Below are 12,114 nucleotides of genomic sequence, written 5' to 3'. Positions count from 1 at the left end.
CACTCCGTTCTTGTGAATAGGCCTGTCCCAAAAGGGGACAGTGTGCTCGGCTCCATCCTCATTATTGAAGACCATCCGGTGCATGCGAAGCTGTTCGGCGACATGCTGCGTGTCCATGGCCATACGTCCATGGTCGCCGCGACGGGCAGCACGGGGCTGATCCTGGCGCAGGAGATGGAACCGGCGGTGATCGTGGTCGACATCAAGCTGCCCGATGTCGACGGCCGCGAGGTGATCGCGCGGTTGCGCGCCGATCCGGCCACCCGGCACATTCCGGTCCTGGCGATCTCGGCCATGGCAGACAACGGCCTGCAGGACGATTGCACGCTTGCCGGCGCGGATCGTTTCGTCAGCAAGCCCATATCGCTGCATGCATTCACGGGGGCGGTAACACAGCTGCGCGATGCACCGCGTTGGCGTTGACGTCTTAAAGGATCTGTAGGGAGCAGCGTGGGGATGGACCGGACATCGCGTCGGCTGATCGGCAATCCCGTCTTCCCGCACGGTCAATGGATGGACGCGGCCGCATCGATCAAGGCCTGCTGGCTTCGCTCGTCAAATGCCGTACGTGGCGTCCTGCAGGTGAGGCACAAGGCGCCAAGCGCGAACTGGGTACCGGCGAAGATGGCAGCACCCGCAAAGAAGCTGATCCAGCCATTGTCCACGAACGAACTGCCCGCGAACCGCTCGTCGGCGGACGCGTTCAACAGGTAGAAGACCGTTTCGGGATAAGCGACCACATGCGCGCTCAACGATGTGGAACGACGATACTCGCCCAGCATTCCCCCGGATGACGCCATGACATATTGAGAGTCCCGGTAGATAATCGAAACACCGGCCCAATCGACGCGCAACGTCTGCTTCAGCCGAGAGCATATATCGATCAAGCCGGGATCACGGTGTTTCTTCAGCAGCCCCGACTGTTCAACCGCACGATTGCGGCTTTCCTCGCCGGGCCAGACGGGCGCCGGAACAAAGATGCTGATGCCCATGGGGGCCCCCTTTGACGGCAACTATGCGCGCATACGCAGGCGCCATCCACTGCTTTATGCGTCATGAGCGGAAGAGAGTACATCAGCCGATATCGTGCGCCATGCTGGCCGGATACACGAAGTGATCGGCGACTTCGTTCCACCCGGCCACAGTCGTGTGATACAGTCCGTTCAGCGTTGCGTCGCCGGCGTGATAGGCGGTCACGTCGTCGAAGCTGATACTGCCCCCGGTGCCTGCGAAGACAATCGTCTTCGAACTCGCATCGCTGAACACGCTGCCTTTGATGGCGACTTGGGCCGATTGACCGATCCAGACTTGGTTCTGACCGCTCGATCCACCGTGCTTTTGCGGATTGTGGCCTTCGCTGTCGATCAGTTCGGCAGAACCCCAGAGACGGTAGTTGCGGGTGTTGCCCACCGCCAGTGCGCCGACAAGTACGGTGTTGTCGGATTTCAGATCGTAGCCGGCATCGGTGTTGCCGGTCGCCACCGTGCTCTCAAAACGGATGTCGTGAACGTCGGCTTCGGTCGCGAACCCATCGCCGTTCCAATACGCTGTCGCCAGACCCGAGGACCGCACGTTCGCCATCGTCGTGTCCGCAATCAGCACGTCGTGTACCGTGTCGGTCAGGTGAACGCCCTCGGGAAAAGGTGCACCCACCTGTCCCGCCATGTCGGCATTGACGTGCTGGATGGTCACGGCATGCGTATCATAGCCCAACTTGATCGCTTTGTCGGAAAAGCCGACGACATCCACGTTACGGATCGTCATGCGATCGACGGTGGCGGTCCTTGAAGACCCCGACGCCAGATCGTTGAGGAAGTATTGCACGTTTCTGGCATCGACATTGTCGATGGTGACACGGCTCACATCCGCCCCGATCCGGAAGGCGGTGCCGGTGTTCCTGACGAGCAGGTCTTTGAACTTGAGGTTGTCCGCGCCGTCCAGCAGCTTGAACAGCTCGTTACCGGCATCGATGTCACCCGCGAATTTAGCCGGACGGCTGCCAATGATGGTGGCTTGCGCGGCATTCCCCGATCCGTCGACGCCACGGATCACGATCGGCCTGCCTGCGGCTCCACCTGCATCGAGCGCGATCGGCGACGTGACATGATAGCTGCCCTGATCCGACCGGATCAGGATCTGGTCGCCGGCGCTGGCTTTGTCGACCAATGCTCCAAGTGTGTTGATCGTCCCCGCATTTGCCCGGCTCGAACCACTGCGATCCCCCGCGCCGGCCGGGGAGATGTAGTAATTGGACATCTGAAAACTCATTTTCCTGCATCGAATCAGACCCTTGCCGCTGATTCAATCGGGATCCTAAGGGTTCTTCTTATGATCCGTGATAGGCGGGGCGAGCCGTCCGGCGCAGCCATGCCACGGCTGGCCGAACGTGAAGACCAGCGTGCTGATAGGGGAACCACACCGCACCCTTTCCGCTTGCCAGCGAGCACGCGCAGTCTCCGCATCGGGCGATATTTGGGTAACTGGGGATAGTCACCATGCCACTTGCCAGCACCCTGGGGAACAGGTTCTCAACTACAGCCTGAGCGAGGATCAGGCAGGTGGGGGAGTGTGCCTGTTTCGCGACCGGCCGTTTGTTTCTTTCAGCGCGTCGTCGGAGGGTCGCAATACGCCGCCCTCAGGGATGCGCGATGATCGTCGCCTGTCCGGCGGTCAGTTTCCATTCCCGACCGACATCCACAGGTCGGTGAAGCGGCGATGGACGAGAAGCGGGACGTCGTGGTCGCCCGCCGCATCGCCTTCCTTGGGCTGCACGATCTCTTCGCTTATCAGGATCACCATGTCCCCGCGCAGGCCGGCATAGTCGATGGTCGGCTCATAGCGCGCATAGCTGATCCGATCGGCAGCATCGCGCTGCGCGGTTGCGCCTCGGACGGACACGCCGTTGTGGGGATTGCTGACGGCCAGGTCGTCGGCGAGCAGCGCGGCGAAGGCGGCGTGGTCGTCCGCGAGGGCCGCCCGGTCGATCCTGCCCACGGTCGCCAACGCATCGGCGATCCGGCGGTCCTTGACCGCCACGGCCACCTGCGGGTTGTCCGTCTTCCATGCGGCCGATGCCGGCGCGGCGAGCAATGCTCCGCAGGCGAGCAGGACCCACGACATCTGCATGCCATCCCTCCGCACGGCATCGTTCCGATGGGAAGGGGGGAGGGTGCCGTTCCTCCCCATCCCCCGGGCGCTCAGGCCAGCCAGTAATCGGCCGCGTGGGCCTGTACCGGGCTGGTCACCCATGATGGCACAAGATGGTCGTCCGCCGTGCCGCCCGAAACGGCAAACGGGCCGGTGTCTCCACCGAACACGGGATCGACCCCGGAGTCCCCGATATCACCGAGCAGCAGCGATGCGGCATAGCCATTGCCCGATCCGCTGCCCGTGGTGGTCATCGTCACCGTCAGCACCAGCGTGCCGACCCGATTGGTCTGGGCGAGCAGATTGCCCAGGTCGATCACATGATCCGCAAAATAGGCGTCGGCCGCTTTTGCGTCACCGAAACGCTGCGACAGCAAGGTCACTTCGTCCACCGGGTTGAAGTAATCGTCCTCGTCGCCCGCGACCACGGTGAAGGCGAGCGTATCGAACCCTTTGCCCAGCGCGTGGCCGTTGAACATGCCCAGCGTCGTCTCGCCCATCGCGTCCAGCGCCCCGACATTGACGCGGATCTGGAAGGTGCTGGTCACGGTACCCAGTTCCGCGCCGCCCGGATTGCGGCTTTCGATGATCGCCGTCGCGACTGCCTCCGAATCCTTGGCGAAGGCGCCTTCGATCGCATCGTTGCGGGCATAGATCGCCGCCAGCCCCGCCGCGTTCGGATCCCCCTGTACGGTGATCCCCGCGCCCGTCTTCGTGGGTGACGGCACGGTTCCGCCGATCCCCGCCGACGCGGCGACCAGCGCGTGGCCGGACAGCGCCGCCTCCACCTCGCCCGACACCGACGCCAGCGCGCCGTTGCCGCGCGCGATCGCATGCGCGTCGACCTGCCCGCTGGTCGCTGTCGCCTCCGCCACGGCGGTCGCCTGGCCGGAGAGGCGCCCGCTGCCGGCGGTGGCGATGCTGTCCAGGAACACGACGTCGCCCGTCGCCTTGCCCGTGGCGGTGGCCGCGCCGCCCAGGCCCACGACCGGGCCGTTGCCACCGTTTCCGCCATAGGCGGTGACGGTCCCCGTCAGCGTTCCGCCGCCATGGCCCCCGAACGCGCCCGACGCCGCGCCGGTGCCGCCGTTTGCGCCACTGCCGCTGTCGCCCAGCTGGTCGCCGCCCGCACCGCCGGCGGCTCCGACCGACAGGGTCAGCGTCTTGCTGGGCGTCGCCAGCGTGCTTTCATCATAGGTCAGCTGGGACGAGGCATTGGCCCCGCGTGCGGCCTGGCCGCCCTCGCTGCTGCCACCCGCACCAGCGCCGGCGATCTGCGACAACTCCAGTGCGCCGCCATGCGCGACGCCGACGCCGACATTGCGCAGTGTCACGCCCGCGCCGGCGCCGCCATGGGCCCCCTGATAACCGTCGCCGCCGTCACCGCCCACCGCGCTGACGCGGGATGCGACGATGCCGTTGCCCTCCGCCACGGCCGTCAGACGCCCGACCGTGCCGCCGGCGCCGCCCCTGGCACCCGCGCCGTAGGCATCGCCGCCCGCGCCGGCATAGGCCTGGATGCTGGCGATGGCGTTGGTCCCGCCGGTCGCGGTCGACGATCCGCTGGCGCTGCCGCCCTTGCCGGCCACGCCCGTGCCGACCCCTGTACCCACCAGCGCGCCGCCCACGCCCCCATAAGCCGCGCCCTCCGCCACGGCGATGCCGCTCCGGCTGGTCGCGCTGCCGGTGGAGGAGGCGTTGCCGCCTGCCGCGACCTTTGCGCCATCGGCGGCCTCACCGCCCGCGCCGGCGAAGGTGTTGACCAATGTGTCGACGGAGGTCGTGCCGGTGACGCTCGCCACGCCGGTCGCGTTGCCGGCCTTGCCGGCCGCCTTGTTCGAACCGGATCCGGCGCCGCCATTGCCGCCGAACCCGCCCACCCTGAGGCTGGTCGACTGTGCGTAAGGAGAAACGCGGTCGACGTCGAAGCTGAGGGTGGAGCGCATCTCGCCACCATCGCCCCCGTTGCCGCCCTCGACGGCGCTGCCGCCGTTGCCGCCGTAGCCGAACTGGTCCAGCCCGATCGAGCCGCGCGACACCGCCCTGGGCATGTCGGTGACGATCGCCCGGCCGCCATTGCCGCCATCCGCGCCGTTCAGGCCCGCGCCGCCATTGCCCGCGCGCAGGTCAACATAGGCATTGGCCGATCCGCTGGCATAGCGGGTGTTGACCGCATAGGCATAAGCGGGGCCCGCATCGGTGCCGTTGCCCCCATGGGAGCCGGTACCGACCCCGACGCCCCCGTCACCGCCCCGTGTGTCGACCACCGCGGAAGCGACGAAGCCCGCCCCCTGCGCCTCCGCCTGCGAATAGAGCGCGCGGCCGCCATCGCCGCCATTGCCCTTGTTCAGCGCGTCGCCGCCCGCGCCGGCTTCCACCACCGCATTGACGGTCACCGGCTCCGTACCCTGGTTGCCGACCACGCGGGCGGCCCCGTCGCCGCCACGGCCGCCCCCTGCGACGCCGTTGCCCCCCTTGCCGCCATTCGCGACCGAAAAGATCACCATGGTGCTGGCGCTGACCTGCACCGACGCGTCGGCCGATCCGCCCGTCGCGCCGACGCCGCCCGCACCCGCCGTGTCGGCAAGCGCGTCGCCGCCATCGCCGCCCTGGGCGACGGAGGCGCTTTGCACCTTTTCGCCGGGGTGCGCCTGGGCCATGTCGTACATCGCCAGCCGGACGGAGGCATTGCCCGCCGCGCCGGCCGTCCCGCCTTCGCTCGCCCCGCCGTTCCCGCCGATCGCATATTGCTCGTAGGTGCCGACCCCGCCGCGCCCGCCCGCGCTGCCCCCGACACCGTTCACCAGCCGGCTTTCGGCACCGTTGCCGCCATTCGCGCCGCCCCGGCCGGCCCCGCCGTTTCCGCCGATCTGATACGCGGTGGCCAGCACCTCGCCCGGTGACAGGATCGTGGCGCTGGCGAACACGCCCGACGCGAACCCGCCGTTGCCGCCATGTGCACCCTTGCCGTTGCCGGCACCGCCGTCACCACCGATGCCATAAGCGCCCGCCTGGGCCAGACCGTCCGCCGCGCGGTTGGTGGACACGGCCCGCGCGCCGGTCACCGCACCGCCATCGCCCCCGTTTCCGCCCGCGCCCCCATTCCCGCCAAGTCCACCGGTGGCCGTCGCGCTGGCATAGGCGATGGCAGCCGGGAAGATGCCGTCCACCACCGCGCCGGCGCGGGCACTGCCGCCCTTGCCGCCATCTCCGCCCGCCGCGCCCCGCCCGCCCTGGCCCCCGGTGGCGATGGCCGTGCCGGTCTCGTCATCGTCCGCGATCGTGGCGACGGCGCTGGCCCCGACCTTGCCGTCGGCGCCCTTGCCGCTGCCGTTCGCGCCGCGCTTCCCGACGATCTGCACCTTGCCCATGACTGTCTCCCGCTTCGAACTTCTCCGCATGGAGTGTTCGCAATTGCAGCAGGCGAGGCAAGGCAATTTACGCCGTCATGACGTCACCAAACGTCGAGAAAACATGGTGACGCACATGACTTGACGAGTAACTTCAACAATTGTCGTGGCTTACATGATGTCGAGGCCACGATGTTCTTTTCTGCCGATCGTCAGGATTTCAGCATGGTGGCAAAGGCGTCCAGCACGCGGTCGAGCGGCGCGCGCAGCAGCAGCACGATGACGATCGCAGCGATCGGCCAGCGCAGGATGTCCATCAGCCCGATCGAAAACTGCTTCCAACCGATGTCCGCGGGTCGTTCCATGTCCTGTTCCCCTTTTCCGCGGCCGAAGCCGGTGGTGTTCTACGCTCAGTAGAGCCAGCGGCTCCATTCGGCCACGACCCGCCAGTCGTTGCCCTGTGGCTTCAGCGCGTACAGCGTGCCCCAATGTTCGGCGCGTACGGTGATGAAACCGATCCGCCTGTCGCGAACCGGATCGCTGAGCACGAACAGAGGCCAGCAATCGTGACGTGCGCGGTTCAGCGGCCACCAGCGCGCCGTGACCCGCGCCGGTGTCCAGCCGCGGCGGATCGCCACGCCATCCTCCACCCCGCCGATCGGCCTGATCAGCCGCTTGGCGGCGCCGTCGAGTTCCAGCTGGGCCAGCCCCGGAAGGGCATCGCGCCGGGGCTCCGGCTCCCGAATGGCGATGCGCTCGCCGTCCAGCTCGGCGCGGCGCAGGGTGCGGCCGGTGACCTCGTTGCGGGTATCGTCCGGGCGAAGGGGCGTGGGCGGATACCAGTGCAGTTCCGCGCGGGACGGGCGCGGCGCCAGCGTCATCTCCCGGTACACCGCCAGCGCATTCTCACGCGTATGGTCGTCGGTGCAGACCGGATTTTTCGTGGAGGCGAGCAGGGTCAGCACGGACCGCACCATCTTTTCCTCGTCATCCAGCGGGCGCGGGCCGCCCCCACCGCATCCCGTTGTTCCCGCCAGCACGGCCAACGGGATCGCGGCGCGCAGCAACGGGTGTCGATCGGCCCTGGCCGACCGGCGGCTCTTCGAGGCCGGCACGTCAAACCTGTGTGCCATTCTGATGCTCGCCTTCCTTAACGCAATGATTTCGTTCGCATTGGCACTCGCCCTTCATTGGAAGGACGTGCTAGCCTATGGACAACAAACGGCGGAACGCCAAACCATGATGATCGTCTGTCGGGGACGACCAAACACGCGGGGCATCGGGTGGAGAGTGTGACTGAAGGCGCGGGCCGGCCCGCATTGTCCGACCTGGCCCGCGAGGAGCGGCGCCGCCAGTTGACGGTTCTGGCGCTGGGCGTGGGGCTGTTCGTGTCGACCATCCCTGTCAACAACCAGCGCGCGCTGTTCAGCCCGCTGGGCGACATACCGATCCTGGGCGAGCTGTCGCCCACCGCCTATGCGGTGACGTTCGGCGGTATTCCGGGCGGTGGCATCCCCCGCAGCGGAATTCCTGGCGGGCCCGGTGGTTACCGGCCGCCAGTCGCCTATGCGGCGCGCGTCCCCGGCCTGCCTGCCGGCGGGATACCCGGCGCGGGTGTGCCGGGGGCCGGATTTCCGGGCAACGTACAACCCTTCGCCGCGCCTCCTGGAGGAGGGTTGTCGAACCTGCCGCCCGCCGGTCCGGTCGGCGCCGGCAATCCCGGCGGGTCGCCCGGCAATGGCGGCGGCATCGGCCCCGGTGGTCCCGGCGGCATCAGCCCCGGCGGTGGGGGAGGGGGCGGTGGCCCCGGTCCCAACACTCCCGGAGGTGGGGGCGGAACCACGCCCGGCGGCCCGGGTGGCGGTGGGGTGACGCCCGGCGGCCCAGGTGGCGGCGGCCTCACCCCGCCGGGCTCCGTCGGCGCGGTGCCGGAACCCGCGACCTGGCTGACCATGATCCTGGGTTTCGGCGTGATCGGCGCGGTGATGCGGCGTGCGCGCCGACGTGATCTGGGACGTGATCCGGCCCGCAAACGCGAGCCGATCGGGCGAGAGGCGCTCAGCGAAGGCTGAGCCGGTCCGCCGTCATGGTGACCGAGTCGAGCTTCGCCAGCATGTTCTGCCCCAGCAGCGACACGCCCAGCCCGTCGCGGACCACGGCCGCGCGCACGTCGCGCACCTCGTGCCCGGCCAGTTCCACCTTGGCCATGTTGGCCCAGGCCATCGGGGTTTTGCCGCCGACGGTGTCGACCGCGCCGTTGTAATGGTCGCTGTGCACATCGATGCCGGCCGTTCGGGCGTCGGTGGCGGTCAGGACGACCACGCTGGCGCCCGTATCCACCAGGAAACGGATCGGCCGGCCGTTGACCTGCGCCTGGACGTAGAACAACCCGTCAGGCCCGCGGTCGACGTTGTGCGCGGCCGGCCCGATGCCCGTCGGTGCGGGAACGGCAGGCTGCACAAGACCCTCCTCCACCACCGCCGCGCGGGCGACCGGCGTCAGCGTCTCCAGCACGGAGTCACGTTGCACCCGCGCGCCGATGCCGGCTGCGCCGACCACCAGCGCCAGCATCATGTATCTGGCAGCGATCATGACCGATCCTTGCGCCCCGCGCCGCTAAACCGGGGTGATCGCCTATGATTAACCTGCGGTATATCTTTGGCCCGGCCCGCTGCCCGCAAGCGGGCGAGCGCGCATGACCACGCCCTATGACTGGCTGACCGTGGCCGTGTTTGCCGGACTGATCGTGCTGTTCCTGTCCCGATCCGATGCGGATCGGCCGCGCGACAGTTTGTGGCAGTATCTGGTCGCCTCGCTCGGCTGCGCGCTGGTCAATTGGCTGGGCAATGGCGGCCACGCCGTGGCGGCACTCGCGGCGGGCGCCGCGCTGGCCGCGTTTATCCTGATCGTACTCGACCCACTGGGGCGACGGGGTGGCCCGCCCGCCTGAATCAGGCGACGGGTTCCTGCGGATCGGATTGCGCGGGTTCCACCGGCTGGTATCGGTCGCCGATCCGCCTCACATGGCGATGCTGGAACAGCGCGGCGACCAGCGCGATCAACGCGGCCAGCGCCAGTTGCACCGCAGTCACGATATAAGGACGTCGGATCGACGCGTTGGATGCGAACAGCACGTAGAACGGCTTTTCCACCGTGTAGCCGGCATAGCGATACAGTCGCACGATCGATCCCGGCAACCGGTTGCGGACCAGCACGCCTGCGCGCACGCTGCGCGTCGGCACGGTGCGGGGTCGCCCCAGGTCGCTGGGCAGCAGTTCCACGAAATAGCGGATCTGCCGGCCGTCATCGCCGCTGGAGCCGAACATCGGCGCGAACCGCATGCCCTTGGTGGTGACCAGCAGGTCCTCCGCCAGCGCGGAGGTGCGCGCGTAATCGATCCGGCCGCGCAGGATCACCGGCCCTTCCGCCGGATCGCCGGCCAGCGAGCTGCCCACCTCCACCACCTGCCGGGGCGGTGCGACGCGGGGCAGGGTCAGCGTCCAGAGCAGCACCACCAGTGCTGCGCCGGCCAGCCCTCCGGCAAAGGCGAACAGCACGCGGCGGAAGTTGGAACTGGTATACACCACCGCTTCGCGACCGCTCAGCTCGCGCCGGTCCGCCCGGCGCCGCGCGCGCAGCAGCCATGCCGCTGGCCAGCCGAAGCCGATCACCAGCAGGGCGTATGTCAGTACCGGCAGATACTGGCCGAACAGGTCGAACTGCCATTCGGCGAACCAAGCGTACAGCCCGGAATAATGGTCCGCTTCCCACAGGAAATACAGGCTGACGACCAGCACCCATGCCATCAGCAGCCGGCCGACGACCACGCGGCGTGGCGTACGTTCGGATTTCATCCCATAGTCGCGCCAACCCGACCAGCCGCGCCGCCCAAATCCTGTCGCCCACGATCCTGCCGCCATGGCCCTTTGCCTCCCGTTGGCCGGTGCCCGCTTCGGCATCCTGCCAATCCGGTTCCGCTTTCGGACGGTTTGGCAAGCGGTTACACGCAATCGAATGGCGACAGTCATCAGCACGGATTCGGCCCCGGCGCAACCGCGCCGGTCACCCGGCGACTGGATGAGGAACCATTGGTTCATCCTCGGTGCCGTCATTCTGTTCGCGTTTCCAGGCCTTTACGGGCTGGCAACCGGAGAATGGTCGACCGACCAGGGCACCGCCGGGCCGATCATCCTGGTCAGCGGCCTGTGGCTGCTGCTGCGCGAGATGCGCGCCGCGCCCCCGGTCGTCACCGGCCAGGGATTCGCCATCGCCGTTCTGCTGCTGGTGCCGCTCCTGATCGGCTATCTGTTCGCGGTCGCGGTGGGCATGGGGTGGCTGGGATGGCTGTGCACCTATCTGGCGCTGGTGGTCGTGCTGGGCAGCTATGTCGGCGTGTCCGGGCTGACGCGACTGTGGTTCCCGCTCACCTATCTGCTGTTCCTGGTACCGCCCCGTTATCCTTTTGTCGGCACGATCACTCAGTCGCGCAAACTGTGGCTGGCGACCACATCGGTCGACCTGTTGTCGGCGCTGGGCTACGACGTCGCCCATGACGGCACCGCGCTGTACATCGACCAGTATGAGATGCTGATCGCCGATGCGTGCGCGGGGTTGAACTCGCTGCTCAGCCTGCTCGCGATCGGTCTGTTCTACGTCTACGTGCTGTATCGCGCCGACTGGCGCTATGCGACACTGCTCGCGGTCGTCACCTTTCCAGTGGCGATGGTCGCCAACCTCGCACGGATCCTGCTGATCCTGCTCACCGCGCATTACGCCAACGCCCAGTTGGCGCTGGGGGTGGTGCACGACATGGCAGGACTGATGATGTTCCTGGTGGCGCTGGGCTGCCTGATCGGCGTCGACGCCTTGCTGACGCCACTGCGCACATGGCTGGGAAGGCGATGAGGGATGGTGCGCTGAGGGTCGCGCGGCCCGACCGGCGTCAGGTCGTGCTGGGCGGCGCTCTGCTGGCGGCGACCGCAGGCGCGGCGGCCCTGCGCCCCGGACAGGGAATCGACCGGGTCACGGGCGTGTCGCTGGAGCGTGCCGTGCCCCTTCGCATCGGTCCCTACCGGTTCGCCAGCACGACAGGTCTGATCGTTCCTTCCCGCGAGGAAACCGGCCGCGAGGAGACAAACAGGCGCATCTATGACGAGGTGCTGGCCCGGATCTATATCGCCGACGATACCCCCCCGATGATGATGCTGATCGCCTATGGCGGTGCGCAGGACGCGGACCTGGCGCTGCACCGGCCGGAGGCGTGCTATCCCTCGGCCGGATACCGGCTGGGCCGGACGGGTGAACTGCCGCTGGCCGGCATCCCGGGCGAACGGGCAAGCGCCCTTACCGCCACCCGCAGCGGCCGCGAGGAGCAGTTATATTACTGGAGCCGCATCGGGCGCCGTTTTCCGTCGGATCGCTTTCAGGAGAAATGGGCGGTGCTGCGCGCCAATCTTGCGCGGGAAACGCCGGACGGCGTGCTGGTCCGACTGTCGATGCGCTCGCCCGATCGCGAGGTGGCGATGAAACGGATGATGGCGTTCAACCGCATGTTGCTGGATGCGGTGGCACCGGGCGGACGGCGGCTGTTGCTGGGCACGGGTGCCGTGACATGAGC

The 12,114-nt window shown here is 67.8% G+C and carries 13 protein-coding genes; 5 read left to right on the top strand and 8 right to left on the bottom strand.

The annotated features are described in order from the left end of the window. Window positions 1-42 precede the first annotated feature (42 nt). The gene (locus BMX37_RS15445) at window positions 43-423 is read left to right on the top strand and encodes a response regulator (protein WP_170842012.1); all 381 of its coding nucleotides are present in this window, start codon (window positions 43-45) and stop codon (window positions 421-423) included. 83 nt (window positions 424-506) lie between these two features. Here BMX37_RS15445 and BMX37_RS15440 read toward each other — a convergent pair whose 3' ends face one another. From BMX37_RS15440 to BMX37_RS15420, 6 genes are all read right to left on the bottom strand, one after another. After that, entirely contained in the window at window positions 507-992 is a 486-nt protein-coding gene (locus BMX37_RS15440; RefSeq protein WP_093666680.1) for a hypothetical protein, read from the bottom strand. 82 nt (window positions 993-1,074) lie between these two features. Then, window positions 1,075-2,256: a right-handed parallel beta-helix repeat-containing protein gene (locus tag BMX37_RS15435; RefSeq protein ID WP_139198108.1), complete on the bottom strand. Its 1,182-nt coding sequence runs from the start codon at window positions 2,254-2,256 to the stop codon at window positions 1,075-1,077. A 414-nt stretch (window positions 2,257-2,670) separates the two neighbouring features. After that, window positions 2,671-3,120 (bottom strand): DUF4440 domain-containing protein, encoded by a 450-nt coding sequence (locus BMX37_RS15430; RefSeq protein ID WP_212611459.1) that lies wholly within the window; start codon window positions 3,118-3,120, stop codon window positions 2,671-2,673. 77 nt (window positions 3,121-3,197) lie between these two features. Next, the gene (locus BMX37_RS19335; RefSeq protein ID WP_170842011.1) at window positions 3,198-6,518 is read right to left on the bottom strand and encodes a hypothetical protein; all 3,321 of its coding nucleotides are present in this window, start codon (window positions 6,516-6,518) and stop codon (window positions 3,198-3,200) included. Window positions 6,519-6,709: 191 nt separating this feature from the next. Beyond that, complete coding sequence (locus BMX37_RS18895; protein WP_170842010.1) at window positions 6,710-6,862, bottom strand: hypothetical protein; 153 nt, start codon at window positions 6,860-6,862, stop codon at window positions 6,710-6,712. A gap of 45 nt (window positions 6,863-6,907) precedes the next feature. Further along, window positions 6,908-7,630 carry a hypothetical protein gene (locus BMX37_RS15420; RefSeq protein WP_139198107.1) on the bottom strand — a complete coding sequence of 241 codons (723 nt, stop codon included), beginning with the start codon at window positions 7,628-7,630 and terminating at the stop codon, window positions 6,908-6,910. A gap of 159 nt (window positions 7,631-7,789) precedes the next feature. Between BMX37_RS15420 and BMX37_RS15415 the strand changes: the two genes are divergently transcribed. Next, on the top strand, window positions 7,790-8,569 hold the full coding sequence (locus BMX37_RS15415; protein WP_093666676.1) for a PEPxxWA-CTERM sorting domain-containing protein: 780 nt from the start codon (window positions 7,790-7,792) through the stop codon (window positions 8,567-8,569). Here the strand turns inward: BMX37_RS15415 and BMX37_RS15410 are convergent. Next, window positions 8,556-9,089: a retropepsin-like aspartic protease family protein gene (locus tag BMX37_RS15410; protein ID WP_093666675.1), complete on the bottom strand. Its 534-nt coding sequence runs from the start codon at window positions 9,087-9,089 to the stop codon at window positions 8,556-8,558. The genes BMX37_RS15415 and BMX37_RS15410 overlap by 14 nt on opposite strands. A 103-nt stretch (window positions 9,090-9,192) precedes the next feature. On the opposite strand from BMX37_RS15410, the gene BMX37_RS15405 reads away from it, so the two are divergent. Then, window positions 9,193-9,447, top strand: a complete 255-nt coding sequence (locus BMX37_RS15405) for an XrtV sorting system accessory protein (protein WP_093666674.1) — start codon at window positions 9,193-9,195, stop codon at window positions 9,445-9,447. 1 nt (window position 9,448) lies between these two features. On the opposite strand, the gene BMX37_RS15400 is transcribed toward BMX37_RS15405, so the two are convergent. Continuing rightward, complete coding sequence (locus tag BMX37_RS15400) at window positions 9,449-10,417, bottom strand: hypothetical protein (protein WP_139198105.1); 969 nt, start codon at window positions 10,415-10,417, stop codon at window positions 9,449-9,451. Window positions 10,418-10,574: 157 nt separating this feature from the next. Between BMX37_RS15400 and xrt the strand changes: the two genes are divergently transcribed. Both xrt and BMX37_RS15390 read left to right on the top strand, forming a co-directional pair. Beyond that, a complete protein-coding gene (gene xrt / locus BMX37_RS15395; protein WP_170842009.1) occupies window positions 10,575-11,402 on the top strand; it encodes an exosortase in 828 nt (275 codons plus the stop codon). After that, window positions 11,399-12,112, top strand: a complete 714-nt coding sequence (locus BMX37_RS15390; RefSeq protein WP_170842008.1) for an exosortase C-terminal domain/associated protein EpsI — start codon at window positions 11,399-11,401, stop codon at window positions 12,110-12,112. Before xrt ends, BMX37_RS15390 begins: the two co-directional genes overlap by 4 nt. Window positions 12,113-12,114 lie beyond the last annotated feature (2 nt).

Origin of the sequence: Sphingomonas gellani (genome assembly GCF_900110035.1) — a bacterium.
Classification (GTDB): domain Bacteria; phylum Pseudomonadota; class Alphaproteobacteria; order Sphingomonadales; family Sphingomonadaceae; genus Sphingomonas; species Sphingomonas gellani.
Note: the sequence above shows the minus strand (reverse complement) of the source record. Positions and strands in the feature narration are given on the sequence as shown.